Below are 24,517 nucleotides of genomic sequence, written 5' to 3'. Positions count from 1 at the left end.
ACCTCGACTCGAACCACTTCATGCGCGCCTCGGGGCGCCTCCAGGAACTCAAGGGGACAGCGTGTCCACGGTGAACGAAGAGAAGTACCTCGACTACCTGCGTCGTGCCACGGCGGACCTCCACGAGGCCCGTGGCCGCCTCCGCGAGCTGGAGGCGAAGGCGGGCGAGCCGGTGGCGATCGTCGGCATGGCCTGCCGTCTGCCGGGCGGCGTCGCCTCGCCCGAGGACCTGTGGCGGCTGGTGGCCGGCGGCGAGGACGCGATCTCGGAGTTCCCGCAGGACCGCGGCTGGGACGTGGAGGGCCTGTACGACCCGAACCCGGAAACCACGGGCAAGAGCTACGCCCGTGAGGCCGGATTCCTGTACGAGGCGGGCGAGTTCGACGCCGACTTCTTCGGGATCTCGCCGCGCGAGGCCCTCGCCATGGACCCGCAGCAGCGGCTCCTCCTGGAGGCCTCCTGGGAGGCGTTCGAGCACGCCGGGATCCCGGCGGCCTCCGCGCGCGGCACCTCGGTCGGCGTCTTCACCGGCGTGATGTACCACGACTACGCGACCCGCCTCACCGATGTCCCCGAGGGCATCGAGGGGTACCTGGGCACCGGCAACTCGGGCAGTGTCGCCTCGGGCCGGGTCGCCTACACGCTGGGCCTCGAAGGTCCGGCCGTCACCGTCGACACGGCGTGCTCGTCCTCGCTGGTCGCCCTGCACCTCGCCGTGCAGGCGCTGCGCAAGGGCGAGGTCGACATGGCGCTCGCCGGCGGCGTGACGGTCATGTCGACGCCCAGCACCTTCGTCGAGTTCAGCCGCCAGCGCGGACTGGCCCCGGACGGCCGCTCGAAGTCCTTCTCGTCGACGGCGGACGGCACCAGCTGGTCCGAGGGCGTCGGCGTCCTCCTCGTCGAGCGCCTGTCGGACGCCCGCCGCAAGGGCCACCGGGTCCTCGCCGTGGTCCGGGGCACCGCCGTCAACCAGGACGGCGCCAGCAGCGGCCTCACCGCCCCGAACGGCCCGTCGCAGCAGCGTGTCATCCGCCGCGCCCTGGCCGACGCCCGGCTGACCACGGCCGACGTGGACGTCGTCGAGGCACACGGCACGGGCACACGGCTCGGCGACCCGATCGAGGCCCAGGCCGTCATCGCCACCTACGGGCAGGGACGGGACGCCGAACAGCCGCTGCGGCTCGGCTCGTTGAAGTCGAACATCGGACACACGCAGGCCGCCGCCGGCGTCTCCGGTGTCATCAAGATGGTCCAGGCGATGCGCCACGGCGTGCTGCCGAAGACCCTGCACGTGGAGAAGCCGACGGACCAGGTGGACTGGTCGGCCGGCGCGGTCGAGCTGCTGACCGAGGCCATGGACTGGCCGGACAAGGGCGAGGGCGGGCTGCGCCGGGCCGCCGTCTCCTCCTTCGGCGTCAGCGGCACGAACGCCCACGTCGTCCTCGAAGAGGCCCCGGCCGTGGCCGAGGAGGCTGCGCCCGTCGAGCCGTCGGCGTGCGGCGGTCTGGTGCCGTGGCTCGTGTCGGCGAAGACCCCGGCCGCGCTGGACGCCCAGATCGGGCGCCTCGCCGCGTTCGCCTCGCGGGACCGCGGGTACGAGGTCGACGCGGCCGCTGTCGCGCGCGTACTGGCGGACGGGCGGGCGCAGTTCGAGCACCGGGCCGTCGCGCTGGGCGCCGGGACGGACGACCTCGTACAGGCGCTGGCCGCCCCGGAGGGGCTGATACGCGGCACGTCCACGGACGTGGGCCGGGTGGCGTTCGTGTTTCCGGGCCAGGGGACGCAGTGGGCCGGGATGGGCGCCGAACTCCTCGACGTGTCGGCGGAGTTCGCGGCCTCGATGGCCGCGTGCGAGACCGCGCTCTCGCGTTACGTGGACTGGTCGCTGGAGGCCGTCGTCCGCCAGGCGCCCGGCGCACCCTCGCTGGAGCGGGTCGACGTCGTCCAGCCCGTCACCTTCGCCGTGATGGTGTCCCTCGCCAAGGTCTGGCAGCACCACGGTGTGACCCCGCAGGCCGTCGTCGGCCACTCGCAGGGCGAGATCGCCGCCGCGTACGTCGCCGGGGCACTCAGCCTCGACTACGCCGCCAAGGTCGTCGCATTGCGCTCCCAGTCCATCGCCAAGCACCTCGCCGGCAAGGGCGGCATGATCTCCCTCGCGCTCAGCGAGGACGCCACCCAGGAGCGGATCTCCGGCCTCGACGGCCTGTCGATCGCCGCCCTCAACGGGCCCACCGCCACCGTCGTCGCCGGCGACCCGGACCAGATCGAGGAACTCGCGCAGGCGTGTGAGGCGGACGGGGTCCGCGCGCGGATCATCCCCGTCGACTACGCGTCCCACAGCGCCCAGGTCGAGACCATCGAGAGCGAGCTGGCCGAGGTCCTGAGCGGACTGGACCCGCAGGCGCCCCGGATCCCGTTCTTCTCGACACTCGAAGGCGCCTGGATCACCACGCCCGCCCTCGACAGCACCTACTGGTACCGCAACCTCCGCCACCCCGTCGGCTTCGCCCCCGCCGTCGAAACCCTCGCCACCGACGAAGGCTTCACCCACTTCGTCGAAGTCAGCGCCCACCCCGTCCTCACCATGGCCCTCCCCGAGGCCGTCACCGGGCTCGGCACCCTCCGCCGCGACAACGGCGGCCACAACCGGCTCGTCACCTCACTCGCCGAAGCCTGGGCCAACGGACTCCCCGTCGACTGGGCGCCCGTCATGCCCGCCGTCACCGGCCGCCGGCGGCCCGAGCTCCCGACGTACGCCTTCCAGCGCCGCCACTACTGGCTCCACGACTCCCCCGCCGTCCAGGGCTCCGTGCAGGACTCCTGGCGCTACCGCGTCGACTGGAAGCGCCTCCCGGCCGCCGAGGGGACCGAGCGCGCCGGCCTGACCGGCCGCTGGCTCGTCGTCACATCCGAGGACCGTTCCTCCGAGGCCGCCCCGGTGCTCGCCGCGCTGTCCGGCGCGGGCGCCGACCCCGTACAGCTGGACGTGTCCCCCCTGGCCGGCCGGGAGCGGCTCGCGGAGGTGCTGGGCGAGGCCCTGGCCGCGGCCGACGGTGCCGTCGACGGCGTGCTCTCGCTGCTCGCGTGGGACGAGAGCGCGCACCCCGGCCACCCCGCCCCCTTCACCCGGGGCACCGGCGCCACCCTCACGGTCGTGCAGGCGCTGGAGGACGCCGGGGTCGCCGCCCCGCTGTGGTGCGTCACCCGCGGCGCGGTCTCCGTCGGCCGGGCCGACCACGTCACCTCCCCCGCCCAGGCCATGGTGTGGGGCATGGGCCGGGTCGCCGCCCTTGAGCACCCCGAGCGGTGGGGCGGCCTGATCGACCTGCCCTCGGACGCCGACGGGACGGCCCTGGAGCGGCTGGCCACGGTTCTCGCCGGCGGTACGGGTGAGGACCAGGTCGCCGTGCGCGCCTCCGGGCTGCTCGCCCGGCGCCTCGTCCGCGCCTCCCTCCCCGTGCACGGCACGGCTTCGCCGTGGTGGCGGTCCGACGGCACGGTGCTCGTCACCGGCGCCCAGGAGCCCGCGGCCGCCGAGGCCGCCCGCCGGCTCGCCCGCGACGGCGCCGGCCACCTCCTCCTCCACGCCGGCCCGACCGAGGTCTCCGGCACGGACGGCACCGGGCACGGCGACCCCGCCGGCCCCGCAGGCCCCTCGGACCCCGCTGACCTCACAGGCCTCGCCGACCCCGCCGACCCCGCCGACCTCACCGACCCCGCCGACCTCACCGGCCTCGTCGCCGAGCTCGCGGACCTGGGCGCCGCGGCCACCGTCGTGTCCTGCGACCTCACGGACCCGGAGGCGGCCGCCCGGCTGCTCGCCGGCGTCCCCGACGCGCACCCGCTCAGCGCCGTCCTCCACCTGCCGCCCACCGTCGGCTCCGAGCCGCTCGCCGCGACCGACCCGGACGCGCTCGCCCGTGTCGTGACCGCGAAGGCCACCGCCGCGCTGCACCTGGACACGCTCCTGCGGGAGGCCGCGAAGGCCGGGGCCCCTGCGCCCGTCCTGGTCCTCTTCTCCTCGGTCGCTGCGATCTGGGGCGGCGCGGGGCAGGGCGCGTACGCCGCCGGTACGGCCTTCCTCGACGCCCTCGCCGGGCGGCACCTGGCCGACGGCCCCACCGTGGCCTCGGTGGCCTGGAGCCCGTGGGAGGGCAGCCGCGTCACCGAGGGCGCGACCGGTGAGCGGCTGCGCCGCCTCGGCCTTCGCCCCCTCGCTCCCGCGACGGCGCTCGCCGCGCTGGACACCGCGCTCGGCCACGGTGACACCGCCGTCACGATCGCCGACGTCGACTGGTCGAGCTTCGCGCCCGGTTTCACGACGGCCCGGCCGGGCACCCTGCTCGCCGACCTGCCGGAGGCGCGCCGCGCGCTCGACGAGCAGCAGTCGACGACGGCCGCCGACGACACCGCTCTGAGCCGGCGGCTCGGCGCCCTGTCCGGCGCGGAACAGCAGCGCCTCGTACAGGAGTTGGTGCGCGAGCACCTCGCCGTGGTCCTCAACCACCCCTCCCCCGAGTCGGTCGACACCGGGCGGGCCTTCCGTGACCTCGGTTTCGACTCGCTGACGGCGGTCGAGCTCCGCAACCGTCTCAAGAACGCGACCGGTCTGGCCCTCCCGGCCACGCTCGTCTTCGACTACCCGACCCCGCGGACGCTGGCGGAGTTCCTGCTCGCGGAGATCCTGGGCGATCAGGCCGGTGCCGCCGAGCAGCTGCCGGTGGACGGCGGGGCCGAGGACGAGCCCGTCGCGATCGTGGGCATGGCGTGCCGTCTGCCGGGCGGCGTCGCCTCGCCGGAGGACCTGTGGCGGCTGGTGGCGGGCGGCGGGGACGCGATCTCCGGCTTCCCGCAGGACCGTGGCTGGGACGTGGAGGGGCTGTACGACCCGGACCCGGACGCGTCCGGGCGTACGTACTGCCGTGCCGGTGGATTCCTGGACGAGGCGGGCGAGTTCGACGCCGACTTCTTCGGGATCTCGCCGCGCGAGGCCCTCGCCATGGACCCGCAGCAGCGGCTCCTCCTGGAGACGTCCTGGGAGGCCGTCGAGGACGCGGGCATCGACCCGACGTCTCTCCAAGGCCAGCAGGTCGGCGTCTTCGCGGGGACGAACGGCCCGCACTACGAGCCGCTGCTCCGCAACACCGCCGAGGACCTGGAGGGTTACGTCGGTACGGGCAACGCCGCCAGCATCATGTCGGGGCGCGTCTCGTACACGTTGGGCCTCGAAGGTCCGGCCGTCACCGTCGACACGGCGTGCTCGTCGTCGCTGGTCGCCCTGCACCTCGCCGTGCAGGCGCTGCGCAAGGGCGAGTGCGGGCTGGCGCTCGCGGGCGGTGTGACGGTCATGTCGACGCCTACGACGTTCGTGGAGTTCAGCCGGCAGCGCGGGCTCGCGGAGGACGGCCGGTCGAAGGCCTTCGCCGCGTCGGCGGACGGCTTCGGCCCGGCCGAGGGCGTCGGCATGCTCCTCGTCGAGCGTCTGTCGGACGCCCGCCGCAACGGCCACCGCGTCCTGGCGGTCGTCCGCGGCAGCGCCGTCAACCAGGACGGCGCCAGCAACGGCCTCACCGCCCCGAACGGCCCCTCGCAGCAGCGCGTCATCCGCCGCGCCCTGGCCGACGCCCGCCTGACGACCGCCGACGTGGACGTGGTCGAGGCGCACGGCACGGGCACGCGCCTCGGCGACCCGATCGAGGCCCAGGCCCTCATCGCCACCTACGGGCAGGGACGGAACACCGAACAGCCGCTGCGACTCGGCTCGTTGAAGTCCAACATCGGCCACACCCAGGCCGCCGCCGGCGTCTCCGGCATCATCAAGATGGTCCAGGCGATGCGCCACGGCGTACTGCCGAAGACCCTCCACGTGGACCGGCCGTCGGACCAGATCGACTGGTCGGCGGGCACGGTCGAGCTGCTCACCGAGGCCGTCGACTGGCCGCAGAAGCAGGACGGCGGGCTGCGCCGCGCCGCCGTCTCCTCCTTCGGCATCAGCGGCACCAACGCCCACGTCGTCCTCGAAGAGGCCCCGGCCGACGAGGACACCCCGACCGACGAGCCGTCGGCCGGTGACGTCGTGCCGTGGCTCGTGTCGGCCAAGACCGCCGGTGCGCTCGACGCGCAGATCGGGCGCCTCGCCGCCTACGCCGCGCAGGAGCGTGCGGACGCCGTCGCCCCGGGCGCGGTCGCCCGCGTACTGGCCGACGGGCGGGCGCGGTTCGAGCACCGGGCCGTCGCCGTCGGCGCCGGGCGGGACGACCTGGCGGCCGCACTGGCCGCCCCCGAGGGGCTGGTCCGGGGTGTGGCCTCCGGTGTCGGGCGTGTGGCGTTTGTATTCCCCGGCCAGGGCACGCAGTGGGCCGGGATGGGCGCCGAACTCCTCGACGTGTCGAAGGAGTTCGCGGCGGAGATGGCCGCGTGCGAGACCGCGCTCTCGCGTTACGTGGACTGGTCGCTCGAAGCCGTCGTCCGGCAGACGCCCGGCGCACCGACGCTCGACCGCGTCGACGTCGTCCAGCCCGTCACCTTCGCCGTCATGGTCTCCCTCGCCAAGGTCTGGCAGCACCACGGCATCACCCCCCAGGCCGTCATCGGCCACTCCCAGGGCGAGATCGCCGCCGCGTACGTCGCCGGGGCACTCACCCTCGACGACGCCGCCAAGGTCGTCGCACTCCGCAGCAAGTCCATCGGCGCCCACCTCGCCGGCAAGGGCGGCATGATCTCCCTCGCGCTCAGCGAGGACGCCACCCAGGAGCGGATCTCCGGCCTCGACGGCCTGTCGATCGCCGCCGTCAACGGGCCCACCGCCACCGTCGTCGCCGGCGACCCGGCCCAGATCGAAGAGCTCGCCCGTATCTGTGAGGCCGACGGCATCCGCGCGCGGATCATCCCCGTCGACTACGCCTCCCACAGCGCCCACGTCGAGACCATCGAGACCGAGCTCGCCGAGGTCCTCGCCGGACTCGACCCGCAGGCGCCCCGGATCCCGTTCTTCTCGACCCTCGAAGGCGCCTGGATCACCACGCCCAACCTCGACAGCACCTACTGGTACCGCAACCTCCGCCACCCCGTCGGCTTCGCCCCCGCCGTCGAAACCCTCGCCACCGACGAAGGCTTCACCCACTTCGTCGAAGTCAGCGCCCACCCCGTCCTCACCATGGCCCTCCCCGAGACCGTCACCGGCCTCGGCACCCTCCGCCGCGAGCAGGGCGGGCAGCACCGCCTGACCACCTCGCTCGCCGAGGCCTGGGTCAACGGTCTGCCCGTCGACTGGGCCTCGCTGCTCCCGGTCACGACCACCCGCCCCGGCCTCCCCACGTACGCCTTCCAGACCGAGCGCTACTGGCCGCAGCCTGACCTCTCCGCGACGGGTGACGTCACCTCCGCCGGTCTCGGGGCGGCCGAGCACCCGCTGCTCGGCGCGGCCGTGGCGCTCGCGGACTCCGACGGCTGCCTGCTCACGGGAAGCCTCTCCCTGCGTACGCACCCCTGGCTCGCGGACCACGCGGTGTCCGGCACGGTGCTGCTGCCGGGCACGGCCTTCGTGGAGCTGGCGTTCCGGGCCGGGGACCAGGTCGGTTGCGATCTGGTCGAGGAGCTCACCCTCGACGCCCCGCTCGTCCTGCCCCGTCGCGGCGCGGTCCGCGTGCAGCTGTCCGTCGGCGCCGCCGACGAGTCCGGGCGCCGTACCTTCGCGCTGTACGCGCACCCGGAGGACGCGCCGGGTGAGGCGGAGTGGACGCGGCACGCCACCGGTGTGCTGGCGGTCCGCGTGGACCGCACCGCCCCCGTCGCCGAGCCGGAGGCCTGGCCGCCTTCGGGCGCGGAGCCGGTGGACGTGGACGGGCTGTACGAGCGGTTCGCGGCGAGCGGGTACGGCTACGGCCCCCTCTTCCAGGGCGTCCGGGGCGTGTGGCGGCGCGGCGACGAGGTGTTCGCCGACGTGGCCCTGCCGGCCGAGGTCGCCGGTGCGGAGGGTGCGCGGTTCGGCCTGCACCCGGCGCTGCTCGACGCGGCCGTGCAGGCGGCCGGCGCGGGCGGGGCGTTCGGCGAGGGCACGCGGCTGCCGTTCGCCTGGAGCGGGATCTCCCTGTACGCGGTCGGCGCCACCGCCCTCCGGGTGCGGCTGGCGTCCACCGGGCCGGACACGGTGTCCCTGAGCGCCTCCGACGCCTCCGGGCAGCCGGTGTTCGCCGCGGACTCCCTCACGGTGCTGCCCGTCGACCCCGCGCAGCTGGCGGCCTTCGGCGACCCGACCCCGGACGCGCTGCACGTGCTGGAGTGGACCGCCTGGGACGGTGCCGCGCAGGTGCTGCCGGGTGCGGTCGTGCTGGGCGGTGACACCGACGGGCTCGCCGTGGCGCTGCGCGCCGCCGGCACCGAGGTCCTGGCGTTCCCGGACCTCGCCGCGCTGGCGGGGGCCGTCGGCCGGGGCGAGACCCCGGTCCCGGCGACCGTCCTGGTGGACTGCCCCGCCGCCGGCCCGGGCGGGCCGGAGCACGTCCGGGAGGCCCTGCACGGGTCGCTGGCGCTGATGCAGTCCTGGCTGGCCGACGAGCGGTTCACCGACGCGCGTCTGGTGCTCGTGACCCGGGACGCGGTCGCCGCCCGGTCCGGCGACGGCCTGCGGTCGACGGGGCAGGCCGCCGTGTGGGGCCTGGGGCGGTCCGCGCAGACGGAGAGCCCGGGCCGGTTCGTCCTGCTCGACCTCGCCGACGGCGACACCGCCGCGTCCGCCGCCGCGGGTGCGACCGCCGACGACGCCGGCCTCGGCCGCACCCTCGCGACCGCGCTCGGCTCGGGTGAGCCGCAGCTCGCCGTCCGGGACGGCTCGCTCCTCGTACCCCGCCTGGCGCGGGCCGCGGCGCCCGCCGCGGCGGACGGCCTCGCCGCTCTGCCGCTGCCCGCCGCTCCGGCCCTCTGGCGTCTGGAGCCGGGGACGGACGGCAGCCTGGAGAGCCTCAGGGCGGCGCCCGGCGACGCCGCGGCCCTCGCTCCGGAGCCGCTCGGCCCGGGTGAGGTCCGCATCGCGATCCGGGCCACCGGTCTCAACTTCCGCGACGTCCTGATCGCCCTCGGCATGTACCCCGATCCGGCGCTGATGGGCACCGAGGGAGCCGGTGTGGTCACCGCGACCGGCCCCGGCGTCACGCACCTCGCTCCCGGCGACCGGGTCATGGGCCTGCTCTCCGGCGCGTACGCCCCGCTCGTCACGGCCGACGCGCGGACCGTCGCGCGGATGCCCGAGGGGTGGACGTTCGCCCAGGGCGCCTCCGTGCCGGTGGTGTTCCTGACGGCCGTCTACGCCCTGCGCGACCTGGCGGACGTCAAGGCGGGCGAGCGACTCCTGGTCCACTCCGCCGCCGGCGGCGTCGGCATGGCGGCCGTGCAGCTCGCCCGGCACTGGGGCGTGGAGGTCCACGGCACGGCGAGTCACGGGAAGTGGGACGCCCTGCGCGCCCTCGGCCTGGACGACGCGCACATCGCCTCCTCCCGCACGCTGGACTTCGAGTCCGCGTTCCGTACCGCTTCCGACGGGGCGGGCATGGACGTCGTGCTGAACTCGCTCGCCCGTGAGTTCGTCGACGCCTCGCTGCGCCTGCTCGGCCCGGGCGGCCGCTTCGTGGAGATGGGCAAGACCGACGTCCGCGACGCGGAGAAGGTCGCCGCCGACCACCCGGGCGTCGGCTACCGCGCCTTCGACCTCGGCGAGGCCGGGCCGGAGCGGATCGGCGAGATGCTCGCCGAGATCGTCGCCCTCTTCGAGAGCGGGGTGCTCCGGCACCTGCCCGTCACCACCTGGGACGTGCGCCGGGCCCGCGACGCCTTCCGGCACGTCAGCCAGGCGCGCCACACGGGCAAGGTCGTCCTGACCATGCCGTCGGGGCTCGACCCGGCGGGGACGGTCCTGCTGACCGGCGGCACCGGTGCGCTGGGCGGGATCGTGGCCCGGCATGTGGTGAGCGAGTGGGGTGTGCGGCGCCTGCTGCTGGTGAGCCGTCGCGGACCGGACGCCCCCGGCGCCACCGAGCTCGTGAGCGAGCTGGAGGCCCTGGGAGCCGACGTGTCCGTCGCCGCCTGCGACGTCGCCGACCGCCAAGCCCTCACCGCCGTACTCGACTCCGTCCCCACCGACCACCCCCTCACCGCGGTCGTCCACACCGCCGGCGTCCTCTCCGACGGCACCCTCCCCTCCATGACGACGGACGACGTGGAACACGTCCTGCGGCCCAAGGTCGACGCGGCCTTCCTCCTCGACGAGCTCACCTCGACCCCCGCCTACGACCTGGCCGCGTTCGTCCTGTTCTCCTCCGCCGCCGCCGTCTTCGGTGGCGCGGGACAGGGCGCGTACGCCGCCGCCAACGCCACCCTCGACGCCCTCGCCTGGCGCCGCCGGGCAGCCGGCCTCCCCGCCGTCTCCCTCGGCTGGGGCCTCTGGGCCGAGAACAGCGGGATGACCGGCGGGCTCAGCGACACCGACCGCTCGCGGCTGGCCCGTTCCGGGGCGACGCCCATGGACAGCGCGCTGACCCTGTCCCTCCTGGACGCGGCCATGCGCCGCGACGACCCGGCGCTCGTCCCGATCGCCCTGGACGTCGCCGCGCTCCGCGCCCAGGAGCGCGACGGCATGCTGGCGCCGCTGCTCGGCGGGCTCACCCGCGGGGCGCGGACCGGCGGCGCGCCGGGCGGCCGGCGCAGGGCCGCCGCCGGTGGCACGGGCGAGGCGGACACGGACCTCGGCGGCCGGCTCGCCGCGATGCCGGCGGACGACCGGGTCGCGCACCTGCGGGACCTCGTCCGTACGCACGTGGCGACCGTCCTGGGACACGGCACCCCGAGCCGGGTCGACCTGGAGCGCGCCTTCCGCGACACCGGTTTCGACTCCCTCACCGCCGTCGAACTCCGCAACCGCCTCAACGCCGCCACCGGGCTGCGGCTCCCGGCCACGCTGGTCTTCGACCACCCCACGCCGGGGGAGCTGGCCGGGCACCTGCTCGACGAACTCGCCGCGGCCGCGGGCGGCGCCTGGGCGGACGGCGTCGGCTCCGACGGCGGTACGGGTTCGGCGACGGACCGGCAGACCGCGGCGGCCCTGGCCGAACTCGACCGGCTGGAGGGCGTACTCGCCTCCCTCGCGCCGGCCGCCGACGGCCGTCCGGAGCTCGCCGCCCGGCTGAGGGCACTGGCTGCGGCCCTGGGGGGCGACGCCGACGAGGCCACCGACCTGGACGAGGCCTCCGACGACGACCTCTTCTCCTTCATCGACAAGGAGCTGGGCGAATCCGACTTCTGACCTGACCTGACCGGCACCACGAGAGCACCACCCACCCCACCAGCACCACCGGCACCAGCCCCTCAGACACGGAACGGACAGGCGAGAACGGGAGCCATGGCGAACAACGAAGACAAGCTCCGCGACTACCTCAAGCGCGTCACCGCCGAGCTGCAGCAGAACACCAGGCGTCTGCGCGAGATCGAGGGACGCACGCACGAGCCGGTGGCGATCGTGGGCATGGCCTGCCGTCTGCCGGGCGGCGTCGCCTCGCCCGAGGACCTGTGGGAGCTGGTGGCCGGGGACGGCGACGCGATCTCGGAGTTCCCGCAGGACCGCGGCTGGGACGTGGAGGGCCTCTACGACCCCGACCCGGACGCCTCCGGCAGGACGTACTGCCGCTCCGGCGGATTCCTGCACGACGCGGGCGAGTTCGACGCCGACTTCTTCGGGATCTCGCCGCGCGAGGCCCTCGCCATGGACCCGCAGCAGCGGCTGTCCCTCACCACCGCGTGGGAGGCGATCGAGAGCGCGGGCATCGACCCGACGTCCCTGAAGGGCAGCGGCCTCGGCGTCTTCGTCGGCGGCTGGCACACCGGCTACACCTCGGGGCAGACCACCGCCGCGCAGTCGCCGGAGCTGGAGGGCCACCTGGTCAGCGGTGCGGCGCTGGGCTTCCTGTCCGGCCGCATCGCGTACGTCCTCGGTACGGACGGGCCGGCCCTGACGGTGGACACGGCGTGCTCGTCCTCGCTGGTCGCCCTGCACCTCGCCGTGCAGGCCCTGCGCAAGGGCGAGTGCGACATGGCCCTCGCCGGCGGTGTCACGGTCATGCCCAACGCGGACCTGTTCGTGCAGTTCAGCCGGCAGCGCGGGCTCGCGGCGGACGGCCGGTCGAAGGCCTTCGCCACCTCGGCGGACGGCTTCGGCCCGGCTGAGGGTGCCGGAGTCCTCCTCGTCGAGCGCCTCTCGGACGCCCGCCGCAACGGCCACCGCGTCCTGGCGGTCGTCCGCGGCAGCGCCGTCAACCAGGACGGCGCCAGCAACGGCCTCACCGCCCCGAACGGACCTTCGCAGCAGCGTGTCATCCGGCGCGCCCTGGCGGACGCCCGGCTCGCCCCGGGTGACGTCGACGTCGTCGAGGCGCACGGCACGGGCACGCGCCTCGGCGACCCGATCGAGGCCCAGGCGCTCATCGCCACCTACGGCCAGGAGAAGAGCAGCGAACAGCCGCTGAGGCTGGGCGCGTTGAAGTCGAACATCGGGCACACCCAGGCCGCCGCCGGTGTCGCGGGTGTCATCAAGATGGTCCAGGCGATGCGCCACGGGCTGCTTCCGAAGACGCTCCACGTGGACGAGCCGTCGGACCAGATCGACTGGTCGGCGGGCACGGTCGAGCTGCTCACCCAGGCCGTCGACTGGCCGCAGAAGCAGGACGGCGGGCTGCGCCGTGCCGCCGTCTCCTCCTTCGGCATCAGCGGCACCAACGCCCACGTCGTCCTCGAAGAGGCCCCGGCGGACGAGATCACCCCGGCCGACGGGCCGACGGCCGACGGTACGGTGCCGTGGCTCGTGTCGGCGAAGACCCCGGCCGCGCTGGACGCCCAGATCGAGCGGCTCGCCGCCTACGCGGACGGCCGTACGGATCTGGCTCCGGCCGCGGTGGCCCGCGGCCTGGTCAGCGGCCGTACGGCGATGGAGCACCGCGCGGTCGCGGTCGGCGACGGCCGGGAGGCGCTGCGGGACGCCCTGCGGATGCCGGAGGGGCTGATACGCGGCACGTCCACGGACGTGGGCCGGGTGGCGTTCGTGTTCCCGGGCCAGGGCACGCAGTGGGCCGGGATGGGCGCCGAACTCCTCGACGTGTCGAAGGAGTTCGCAGCGGAGATGGCCGCGTGCGAGACCGCGCTCTCCCGCTACGTCGACTGGTCGCTCGAAGCCGTCGTCCGGCAGGCACCCGGCGCACCGACGCTCGACCGCGTCGACGTCGTCCAGCCCGTGACGTTCGCCGTCATGGTCTCCCTCGCCAAGGTCTGGCAGCACCACGGGATCACCCCTCAGGCCGTCGTCGGCCACTCCCAGGGCGAGATCGCCGCCGCGTACGTCGCCGGGGCACTCAGCCTCGACAACGCCGCCAAGGTCGTCGCACTCCGCAGCAAGTCCATCGGCGCCCACCTCGCCGGCAAGGGCGGGATGCTCTCCCTCGCGCTCGCCGAGGCCGACGTCCTGGAGCGACTGACCGCCTTCGACGGGCTCTCCGTCGCCGCCGTCAACGGCCCCACCGCCACGGTCGTCTCCGGTGACCCCGTACAGATCGAGGAGCTCGCCCGTACCTGTGAGGCCGACGGGGTCCGCGCGCGGATCATCCCCGTCGACTACGCCTCCCACAGCGCCCACGTCGAGACCATCGAGACCGAGCTCGCCGAGGTCCTCGCCGGACTCACCCCGCGCGTGCCCGAGGTGCCCTTCTTCTCCACGCTCGAAGGCGCCTGGATCACCACACCCGCCCTCGACAGCGGCTACTGGTACCGCAACCTCCGCCACCCCGTCGGCTTCGCCCCCGCCGTCGAAACCCTCGCCACCGACGAAGGCTTCACCCACTTCGTCGAGATCAGCGCCCACCCCGTCCTCACCATGGCCCTCCCCGAGACCGTCACCGGCCTCGGCACCCTCCGCCGCGAGCAGGGCGGGCAGCACCGCCTGACCACCTCGCTCGCCGAAGCCTGGGCCAGCGGACTCCCCGTCGACTGGAGCCCCCTCCTCCCCACGGCGGGCCCGAACCCCGAACTCCCCACCTACGCCTTCCGGACCGAGCGTTTCTGGCTCCAGAGCGCCGCGCCCACGAGCGCCGCCGACGACTGGCGCTACCGCGTCGAGTGGAAGCCGCTGACGGCCTCCGGCGGGGCGGAGCTGTCCGGGCGGTGGCTCGTCGCCGCCGGGAGCGAGCCCGACGCCGAGCTGGTGGGCGCGCTGACGGCCGCCGGGGCCGAGGCCGTGGTGCTGACGGCCGGGGCGGACGACGACCGCGAGACCCTCGCCGCCAGGCTCACCGCCCTCACGACCGGCGACACCTTCACCGGTGTCGTCTCGCTCCTCGACACGCTCGTACCGCAGATCGCCTGGGTACAGGCCCTCGGCGACGCCGGAATCGGCGCACCCCAGTGGTCCGTCACCACCGGCGCCGTCTCCATCGGGCACGGCGACGTTCCCGCCGACCCCGAGCGGGCCATGCTCTGGGGCCTCGGCCGCGTCGTCGCCCTGGAGCACCCCGAGCGCTGGGCCGGTCTCATCGACCTGCCCGTCCAGCCCGACACCACCGCCCTCACCCACCTCGTCACCACCCTCTCGGGCGCCACCGGCGAGGACCAGGTCGCCATCCGCACCACCGGCCTCCACGCCCGCCGCCTCGCCCGCGCGCCCCTCCACAACCGCCGCCCCACCCGCGACTGGCAGCCCCACGGCACCGTCCTCATCACCGGCGGCACCGGCGCCCTCGGCGCCCACGCCGCACGCTGGACCGCCCACCACGGCGCCGAACACCTCCTCCTCGTCAGCCGCAGCGGCGACCAAGCCCCCGGCGCCGCCGAGCTCGTGGGCGAGCTGGAAGCACTCGGCACCCGCGTCACCCTCGCCGCCAGCGACGTCACCGATCCCGACGCGATGCGCACCCTCCTCGGCACCATCCCCGCCGACACCCCCCTCACCGCCGTCCTCCACACCGCCGGCGCGCCAGGCGGCGATCCGCTGGACGCCACGGGTCCGGAGGACGTCGCCCGCATCCTGGGCGCGAAGACGAGGGGCGCCGAGGTGCTGGACGAGCTGCTGCGCGGCACTCCGCTGGACGCCTTCGTGCTCTACTCCTCGAACGCCGGGGTCTGGGGCAGCGGCGGCCAGGGCGTCTACGCGGCGGCCAACGCCCACCTCGACGCCCTCGCCGCCCGGCGCCGGGCGCGGGGCGAGACGGCGACCTCGGTCGCCTGGGGGCTCTGGGCGGGCGACGGCATGGGCCGGGGCGCCGACGACGCGTACTGGCAGCGGCGGGGCATCCGTCCGATGAGTCCCGACCGCGCCCTGGACGAGCTGGCGAAGGCCGTGTGCCACGACGAGACCTTCGTCGCCGTGGCCGACGTGGACTGGGAGCGGTTCGCGCCCGCGTTCACGGTGTCCCGGCCGAGCGCGCTGATCGACGGTGTCCCGGAGGCCCGGCAGGCGCTCGCCGCGCCCGTGGGCGCCCCGGCCTCCGGCGAGTCCGCCGCGGCGCCGGCCGGGCGGTCGTCGGCGCTGGCCGCGATCGCCGCGCTGCCCGAGTCCGAGCGTCGGCCCGCGCTCCTCACCCTCGTCCGTACGCACGCTGCTGCGGTGCTCGGCCACTCCTCGCCCGACCGGGTGGCCCCCGGCCGTGCGTTCACCGAGCTCGGCTTCGACTCGCTGACGGCGGTGCAGCTGCGCAACCAGCTCTCCGCGGCGGTCGGCGACAGGATCCCGGCCACGGCGGTCTTCGACCACCCGACGCCGGCCGCGCTCGCCGCACACCTCCAGCAGGCGTACCTCGCTCCGGCCGAGCCGGCTCCGACGGACTGGGAGGGGCGGGTGCGCCGGGCCCTGGCCGAGCTGCCCCTCGACCGGCTGCGGGACGCGGGCGTCCTCGAAACCGTGCTGCGCCTCACCGGCATCGAGCCGGAGCCGCTCCCGGGCGGCCCGGACGGCGGCGCCGCCGACGCGGAGCCGGAGCCGGAGGCGTCGATCGACGACCTCGACGCCGAGGCCCTGATCCGGATGGCGCTCGGCCCCCGGAACGACACCTGATCCGGATGGCGCTCGGCCCCCGGAACGACACCTGATCCGGACGGCGCTCGGCCCCCGGAACACCTGACCCGACCGCGGTCCCGCCCCACGCACGCCGCACCTCGCGCATCCCGCGCACCACCCCGCCCCCACACGCCACAACCCCATCCACGAGCGGAAGACCACATCCAGATGACGAGTTCCAACGAGCAGTTGGTGGACGCTCTGCGCGCCTCTCTCAAGGAGAACGAAGAACTCCGGAAAGAGAGCCGGCGCCGGGCCGACCGTCGGCAGGAGCCCATGGCGATCGTCGGCATGAGCTGCCGGTTCGCGGGCGGGATCCGGTCGCCCGAGGACCTCTGGGACGCCGTCGCGGCGGGCAAGGACCTGGTCTCCGAGGTACCGGAGGAGCGCGGCTGGGACATCGACTCCCTGTACGACCCGGTGCCCGGCCGGAAGGGCACGACGTACGTCCGGAACGCCGCGTTCCTTGACGACGCCGCCGGTTTCGACGCCGCGTTCTTCGGGATCTCGCCTCGCGAGGCCCTCGCCATGGACCCGCAGCAGCGGCAGCTCCTCGAAGCCTCCTGGGAGGTCTTCGAGCGGGCCGGGATCGACCCCGCGTCGGTCCGCGGCACCGACGTCGGCGTGTACGTGGGCTGCGGGTACCAGGACTACGCGCCGGACATCCGGGTCGCGCCCGAGGGCACCGACGGTTACGTCGTCACGGGCAACTCCTCCGCCGTGGCCTCCGGGCGCATCGCGTACTCCCTCGGCCTCGAAGGGCCCGCGGTGACCGTGGACACGGCGTGCTCCTCGTCGCTCGTCGCCCTGCACCTCGCCCTGAAGGGCCTGCGGAACGGCGACTGCTCGACGGCGCTCGTGGGCGGCGTGGCCGTCCTCGCGACGCCGGGCGCGTTCATCGAGTTCAGCCGGCAGCAGGCCATGGCCGCCGACGGCCGGACGAAGGGCTTCGCCTCGGCGGCGGACGGTCTCGCCTGGGGCGAGGGCGTCGCCGTCCTCCTCCTGGAGCGGCTCTCCGACGCCCGGCGCAAGGGCCACCGGGTCCTGGCCGTCGTGCGCGGCAGCGCGATCAACCAGGACGGCGCGAGCAACGGGCTGACGGCTCCGCACGGCCCGTCCCAGCAGCGGCTGATCCGGCAGGCGCTGGCCGACGCGCGGCTCACGTCGAGCGACGTGGACGTCGTGGAGGGGCACGGCACGGGGACCCGGCTCGGCGACCCGATCGAGGCGCAGGCGCTGCTCGCCACGTACGGGCAGGGGCGTGCCCCGGGTGAGCCGCTGCGCCTGGGCACGCTGAAGTCGAACATCGGGCACACGCAGGCCGCTTCCGGTGTCGCCGGTGTCATCAAGATGGTGCAGGCGCTGCGTCACGGGGTGCTGCCGAAGACGCTGCATGTGGACGAGCCGACGGACCAGGTGGACTGGTCGGCCGGTTCGGTCGAGCTGCTGACGGAGGCGCTGGACTGGCCGGCGCGGCCGGGCCGGCCCCGGCGGGCGGGTGTGTCCGCGTTCGGTGTGGGCGGGACGAACGCGCACGTCGTGCTGGAGGAGGCCCCGGCCGCTCAGGAGCCGCCGGCGGTCGGCGTGCCGGCGGGTGGTGCGGTGCCGTGGATCGTGTCCGCGAAGACGTCGGCGGCGCTGGACGCCCAGATCGAGCGGCTGGCCGCCTGGGCGGACGGCCGGACGGACCTGGATCCGGCCGTGGCGGCGCGGGCGCTGGTCGACGGGCGTGCGGCGCTCGATCACCGCGCGGTCGCCGTCGGCGGCGGCCGGGAGGTGCTGCGGGACGCCCTGCGGATGCCGGAGGGTCTGGTGCGGGGCACGGCGGGCGACCCGGGCAAGGTGGCGTTCGTGTTCCCGGGCCAGGGGGCCCAGTGGGCCGGGATGGGCGCCGAACTCCTTGACCAGTCGCCGGAGTTCGCGGCCTCGATGGCCGCGTGCGAGACCGCACTGTCCCGTTACGTCGACTGGTCCCTGGAGGCCGTGATCCGGCAGGCGCCCGGCGCGCCGACGCTGGAGCGGGTCGACGTCGTGCAGCCCGTGACGTTCGCCGTGATGGTGTCCCTGGCGAAGGTCTGGCAGCACCACGGGATCACCCCGCAGGCCGTCATCGGTCACTCGCAGGGCGAGATCGCCGCCGCGTGCGTCGCCGGGGCGCTGAGCCTCGACGACGCCGCCAAGGTCGTGGCCCTGCGCTCCCGGTCCATCGCCAGGCACCTCGCGGGCAAGGGAGCCATGATCTCCCTCGCGCTCGGCGAGGAGGCGACCCAGCAGCTGATCGAGGGGCTCGACGGGCTGTCGGTCGCCGCCGTCAACGGTGCGACGGCGACCGTCGTCGCCGGTGACCCTCCGCAGATCGAGGAGCTCGCCCGCACCTGCGAGGCGGAGGGTGTCCGCGCGCGGATCATCCCCGCCGACTACGCCTCCCACAGCGCCCACGTCGAGACCATCGAGACCGAACTCGTCGAGATCCTGGCCGGGTTGACGCCCGAGGCTCCCCGGATCCCGTTCTTCTCGACGCTCGAAGGCGCCTGGATCACCGGGCCGGTGCTCGACGGCACGTACTGGTACCGCAACCTCCGGCACCGTGTCGGCTTCGCTCCGGCCGTCGAGACCCTCGCCTCGGACGAGGGCTTCACGCACTTCGTCGAGGTCAGCACCCACCCCGTCCTCACGATGGCCCTGCCCGGCACCGTCACCGGCCTCGGCACCCTCCGACGCGAGGACGGCGGCCGGGAGCGGCTGGTCACCTCGCTCGGCGAGGCCTGGGCCCACGGCCTGCCCGTCGACTGGCACGCCGTCCTCCCCGCCGTGGGCGTCCCCGGCCCCGCCGGGTCCGACCTGCCCACGTACGCCTTCCAGCACCGCCCGTACTGGATTAGCCCCGCGGGTCCCGGTGAGGCGCCCGCGCACACCGCTCCCGAGCGCGCGGCCGAGGCCGAGACGGGGCTCGTGTGGGGTGCCGAGGACCTCGACGAGGAGGGGCGCCGCGAGGCCGTGCTCGCGATGGTGATGCGGCAGGCGGCCTCCGTGCTCCGGTGCGACTCGCCCGAGTCGGTGCCCGTCGACCGCCCGCTGCGGGAGATCGGCTTCGACTCGCTGACGGCCGTCGAGTTCCGCAACCGCGTCAACCGGATGACCGGCCTGCAGCTGCCCCCCGGCGTCGTGTTCGAGCACCCCACGCCGGTCGCGCTCGCCGCGCGCATCAGCGACGAGCTGGCCGAGCGGGACTGGGCCCTCGCCGAGCCCGCCGAGCACGAGCGGGCCGAGGAGGAGACCGGCGCTCCGGCCGCGGCCGCCGAGGGCGAGACCGGCGCCGGGATGTTCCGGGCCCTGTTCCGGCAGGCCGTGGAGGACGACCGGTACGGAGCGTTCCTCGACGTCCTCGCCGACGCCGCCGCGTTCCGCCCGCAGTTCGCCTCGCCCGAGGCCTGCACCGACCGGCTCGACCCGGTGCTGCTGGCCGGCGGGCCGACGGACCGGGCCGAGGGCCGTGCCGTCCTCGTCGGCTGCACCGGCACCGCGGCCAACGGCGGCCCGCACGAGTTCCTGCGGCTCAGCACCTCCTTCCAGGAGCGGCGGGACTTCCTCGCCGTGCCCCTGCCCGGCTACGGGACCGGCACGGGCCGGAGCGCCGCCCTGCTCCCGGCCGACCTCGACACCGCGCTCGACGCCCAGGCGCAGGCGGTCCTCCGGGCCGCCGGGGACGCCCCGGTCGTCCTGCTCGGGCACTCCGGCGGCGCCCTGCTCGCCCACGAGCTGGCCTTCCGTCTGGAGCGGGCGCATGGCGTGAAGCCGGCCGGCATCGTCCTGGTCGACCCCTATCCGCCGGGCCACCAGGAGCCCATCGAGGTGTGGAGCAGGCAGCTCGGCGAGGGCCTGTTCGCCGGCGAGCTGGAACCGATGTCCGATGCGCGGCTGCTCGCGATGGGCCGGTACGCCCGGTTCCTGGGCGGCCCGCGGCCGGGGCGCAGCAGCGCGCCGGTGCTGCTGGTCCGTGCCTCCGAGCCGCTGGGCGACTGGCCGGCGGAGGGCGGCGACTGGCGCGCCCACTGGGACCTTCCGCACACCGTCGCGGACGTGCCCGGCGACCACTTCACGATGATGCGGGACCACGCGCCCGCCGTCGCCGAGGCCGTCCTCTCCTGGCTCGACGGCATCGAGGGGGCGAACCGGTGACCGAGAGAGCCCTGAACGTCGACAGCTCGCTGTGGATCCGGCGCTTCCACCCCTCGCCGAACAGCGCGGTGCGGCTGGTCTGCCTGCCGCACGCGGGCGGTTCCGCGAGCTACTTCTTCCGCTTCTCGGAGGAGCTCCACCCCTCCGTGGAGGCCCTGTCGGTGCAGTACCCGGGCCGTCAGGACCGGCGCGCCGAACCGTGCCTGGAGAGCGTCGAGGAGCTCGCCGAGCATGTGGTCGCGGCCACCGAACCCTGGTGGCAGGAGGGCCGGCTGGCCTTCTTCGGGCACAGCCTCGGGGCCTCCGTGGCCTTCGAGACGGCCCGCATCCTCGAACAGCGGCACGGGGTACGGCCCGAGGGTCTGTACGTGTCCGGCCGCCGCGCCCCGTCGCTGGCCCCTGACCGGCTCGTCCACCAGCTGGACGACCGGGCGTTCCTGGCGGAGATCCGGCACCTGAGCGGCACCGACGAGCGGTTCCTCCAGGACGACGAGCTGCTGCGGCTGGTGCTGCCCGCGCTGCGCAGCGACTACAAGGCGGCGGAGACGTACCTGCACAAGCCCTCCGCCAAGCTCACCTGCCCGGTGATGGCCCTGGCCGGTGACCGCGACCCGAAGGCGCCGCTCAACGAGGTGGCCGAGTGGCGCCGCCACACCAGCGGTCCGTTCTGCCTGCGGGCGTACTCCGGCGGCCACTTCTACCTCAACGACCAGTGGCACGAGATCTGCAACGACATCTCCGACCACCTGCTCGTCACCCGCGGCGCGCCCGATTCCCGCGTCGTGCAGCCCCCGACCCGTCTGATCGAAGGAGCGGCCAAGAGATGGCAGAACCCACGGTGACCGACGACCTGCCGGAGGCCCTCACGCAGCCCCCGCTGGGCCGCACCGTCCGCGCGGTGGACGACCGTGAACTCGGTACCCACCTCCTGGAGACCCGCGGCATCCACTGGATCCACGCCGCGAACGGCGACCCGTACGGGATCGTGCTGCGCGGCCAGGCGGACGACCCGTATCCCGCGTACGAGCGGGTGCGTGCCGGCGGCGCGCTCTCCTTCAGCCCGACGGGCAGCTGGGTCACCGCCGATCACGCGCTGGCGTCGAGCGTCCTCTGCTCGACGGACTTCGGGGTCTCCGGCGCCGCCGGCGTCCCGGTGCCGCAGCAGGTCCTCTCGTACGGGGAGGGCTGTCCGCTGGAGCACGAGCAGGCGCCGTCGGCGGCCGGTGACGTGCCGGACGCCGGGCGGCGTGCCGTGGTCGAGGGGATCCACCGGGAGACCCTGGAGGACCTCGCGCCGGACCCGGCGGCCTCGTACGCCTTCGAGCTGGTGGGCGGTTTCGTGCGCCCGGCGGTGACGGCCTCGACCGCCGCGGCGCTCGGTGTTCCCGAGGAGCGGCGTGCGGAGTTCGCCGAGCTGGTGGAGCGGCTCCGGCCGCTGTCCGACAGCCTGCTGGCCCCGCAGTCGCTGCGGACGGTACGGGCGGCGGACGAGGCGCTGGCCGCGCTGACGGCGCTGCTCGCCGACGTCCCCGGCTCCGCCGGTGCTTCCGGCCGGACCGACGGGGCTCTGCTGTCGGCGCTCGGTGTCACGGCCGCCGTCCAGCTGACGGGGAACGCCGTGCTGGCCCTCCTCGCGCACCCCGAGCAGTGGCGGGAGCTGTGCGCGCGGCCCGGTCTCGCGGCGGCCGCGGTGGAGGAGACCCTCCGCTTTGACCCGCCGGTGCAGCTGGACGCCCGGGTGGTCCGCGCGGAGACGGAGCTGGCGGGCCGGCGGCTGCCGGCCGGGGCGCACGTCGTCGTCCTCACCGGCGCCACCGGCCGGGACCCGGAGGTCTTCACGGACCCGGAGCGCTTCGACCTCGCGCGTCCGGACGCCGCCGCGCACCTCGCGCTGCACCCGGCCAGCCCGTACGGCCCGGTGGCGTCCCTGGTCCGGCTCCAGGCGGAGGTCGCGCTGCGGACCCTGGCCGGGCGTTTCCCCGGGCTGCGGCAGGCGGGGGACGTGCTGCGCCCCCGTCGCGCGCCGGTCGGCCGCGGGCCGCTGAGCGTCCCGGTCAGCAGCTCCTGAGGGACCCCTCCCGTCCGCCCGTTTCACCCGCTCCGCCCGTCCACCCTCCACCGGCAAGGAAGGACACGACGCCATGCGCGTCCTGCTGACCTCGTTCGCACACCACACGCACTACTACGGCCTGGTGCCCCTGGCCTGGGCGCTGCTCGCCGCCGGACACGAGGTGCGGGTCGCCAGCCAGCCCGCGCTCACGGACACCATCACCGGGTCCGGACTGGCCGCGGTGCCCGTCGGCACCGACCACCTCATCCACGAGTACCGGGTGCGGATGGCGGGCGAGCCGCGCCCGAACCACCCGGCGATCGCCTTCGACGAGGCCCGTCCCGAGCCGCTGGACTGGGACCACGCCCTCGGCATCGAGGCGATCCTCGCCCCGTACTTCTACCTGCTCGCCAACAACGACTCGATGATCGACGACCTGGTCGACCTCGCCCGGTCCTGGCAGCCGGACCTGGTGCTGTGGGAGCCGACGACCTACGCGGGCGCCGTCGCCGCCCAGGTCACCGGCGCCGCGCACGCCCGGGTCCTGTGGGGGCCCGACGTGATGGGCAGCGCCCGCCGGAAGTTCGTCGCGCTGCGGGACCTGCAGCCGCCCGAGCACCGCGAGGACCCCACGGCGGAGTGGCTGACGTGGACGCTGGACAAGTACGGCGCCTCCTTCGAGGAGGAGCTGATCACCGGCCAGTTCACGATCGACCCGACCCCGCCGAGCCTGCGCCTCGACACCGGTCTGCCGACCGTCGGCATGCGCTACGTTCCGTACAACGGCACGTCGGTCGTGCCGGACTGGCTCTCCGAGCCGCCCGCGCGGCCCCGGGTCTGTCTGACCCTCGGCGTCTCCGCGCGGGAGGTCCTCGGCGGCGACGGCGTCTCGCAGGGCGACATCCTGGAGGCGCTCGCCGACCTCGACATCGAGCTCGTCGCGACGCTCGACGCGAGTCAGCGCGCCGAGATCCGCAACTACCCGAAGCACACCCGGTTCACGGACTTCGTGCCGATGCACGCGCTCCTGCCGAGCTGCTCGGCGATCATCCACCACGGCGGGGCGGGCACCTACGCGACCGCCGTGATCAACGCGGTGCCGCAGGTCATGCTCGCCGAGCTGTGGGACGCGCCGGTCAAGGCGCGGGCCGTGGCCGAGCAGGGGGCCGGTTTCTTCGTGCCGCCGGCCGAGCTCACCCCGCAGGCCGTGCGGGACGCCGTCGTCCGCGTCCTGGAAGACCCCTCGGTCGGTGCCGCCGCGCACCGGCTGCGCGAGGAGACCTTCGGTGACCCGACCCCGGCCGGGATCGTGCCCGAGCTGGAGCGGCTCGCCGCACAGCACCGCCGCCCGCCGGCCGGCGCCCGGCCCTGAGCCGCGCCTCCTCCTCCCCACCGGCCGCGAGCCGCGACCACCCCTCCTCCGAGGCCCCGCGCCTCGGCCCTGATCTCCGCCGGGGCTCCCCCGGCCACCCACCGAAAGCAGGAGTTCCGTGTACGAAGTCGACCACGCCGACGTCTACGACCTCTTCTACCTGGGCCGCGGCAAGGACTACGCCGCCGAGGCCTCCGACATCGCCGACCTCGTGCGCTCCCGTACCCCCGAGGCCTCCTCGCTCCTCGACGTGGCCTGCGGCACGGGCACGCATCTGGAGCACTTCACCAAGGAGTTCGGCGACACCGCCGGCCTGGAGCTGTCCGAGGACATGCTCCTCCACGCCCGCAAGCGGCTGCCCGACGCCACGCTCCACCAGGGCGACATGCGGGACTTCCGGCTCGGCCGGAAGTTCTCCGCCGTGGTCAGCATGTTCAGCTCCGTCGGCTACCTGAGGACGACCGGGGAACTGGACGCGGCCGTGGCCTCGTTCGCGGGGCACCTGGAGCCCGGCGGCGTCGTCGTCGTGGAGCCGTGGTGGTTCCCGGAGACCTTCGCCGACGGCTGGGTCAGCGCCGACGTCGTCCGCCGGGACGGGCGCACCGTGGCCCGCGTCTCGCACTCGGTGCGGGAGGGGAACGCGACGCGCATGGAGGTCCACTTCACCGTGGCCGACCCGGGCAAGGGCGTGCGCCACTTCTCCGACGTCCACCTGATCACCCTCTTCCACCAGGCGGAGTACGAGGCGGCCTTCACGGCCGCCGGGCTGCGCGTCGAGTACCTGGAGGGCGGCCCGTCGGGCCGTGGCCTCTTCGTCGGCGTCCCCGCCTGA

7 protein-coding genes are annotated in these 24,517 nt (G+C 75.0%); all 7 read left to right on the top strand.

Going from position 1 to position 24,517, the window contains the following annotated elements; all coding sequences use genetic code 11:
• Nucleotides 1–61 precede the first annotated feature (61 nt).
• The 7 genes from ACF08F_RS25250 to ACF08F_RS25220 all read left to right on the top strand — a co-directional run bounded on the left by ACF08F_RS25250 (nt 62) and on the right by ACF08F_RS25220 (nt 24,517).
• A complete protein-coding gene (locus ACF08F_RS25250) occupies nt 62–11,296 on the top strand; it encodes an SDR family NAD(P)-dependent oxidoreductase (protein ID WP_392300813.1) in 11,235 nt (3,744 codons plus the stop codon).
• A gap of 96 nt (nt 11,297–11,392) precedes the next feature.
• On the top strand, nt 11,393–16,081 hold the full coding sequence (locus ACF08F_RS25245; RefSeq protein WP_392300812.1) for an SDR family NAD(P)-dependent oxidoreductase: 4,689 nt from the start codon (nt 11,393–11,395) through the stop codon (nt 16,079–16,081).
• Nucleotides 16,082–16,252: 171 nt separating this feature from the next.
• The gene (locus ACF08F_RS25240; protein WP_392300811.1) at nt 16,253–20,263 is read left to right on the top strand and encodes a type I polyketide synthase; all 4,011 of its coding nucleotides are present in this window, start codon (nt 16,253–16,255) and stop codon (nt 20,261–20,263) included.
• The gene (locus tag ACF08F_RS25235) at nt 20,260–21,105 is read left to right on the top strand and encodes a thioesterase II family protein (protein ID WP_392300810.1); all 846 of its coding nucleotides are present in this window, start codon (nt 20,260–20,262) and stop codon (nt 21,103–21,105) included. The genes ACF08F_RS25240 and ACF08F_RS25235 overlap by 4 nt, the downstream gene beginning before the upstream one ends.
• Complete coding sequence (locus ACF08F_RS25230) at nt 21,087–22,331, top strand: P450-derived glycosyltransferase activator (protein WP_392300809.1); 1,245 nt, start codon at nt 21,087–21,089, stop codon at nt 22,329–22,331. Before ACF08F_RS25235 ends, ACF08F_RS25230 begins: the two co-directional genes overlap by 19 nt.
• A gap of 73 nt (nt 22,332–22,404) precedes the next feature.
• The gene (locus ACF08F_RS25225) at nt 22,405–23,685 is read left to right on the top strand and encodes an activator-dependent family glycosyltransferase (protein WP_392300808.1); all 1,281 of its coding nucleotides are present in this window, start codon (nt 22,405–22,407) and stop codon (nt 23,683–23,685) included.
• 118 nt (nt 23,686–23,803) lie between these two features.
• Nucleotides 23,804–24,517, top strand: coding sequence for a class I SAM-dependent DNA methyltransferase (locus ACF08F_RS25220; protein ID WP_392300807.1), 714 nt, complete (start codon nt 23,804–23,806; stop codon nt 24,515–24,517).

Source organism: Streptomyces sp. NPDC015130 (assembly GCF_043080005.1).
In the GTDB taxonomy this organism is placed as follows: Bacteria; Actinomycetota; Actinomycetes; order Streptomycetales; family Streptomycetaceae; genus Streptomyces.
This window is presented reverse-complemented; position numbering and strand designations above follow the sequence as displayed.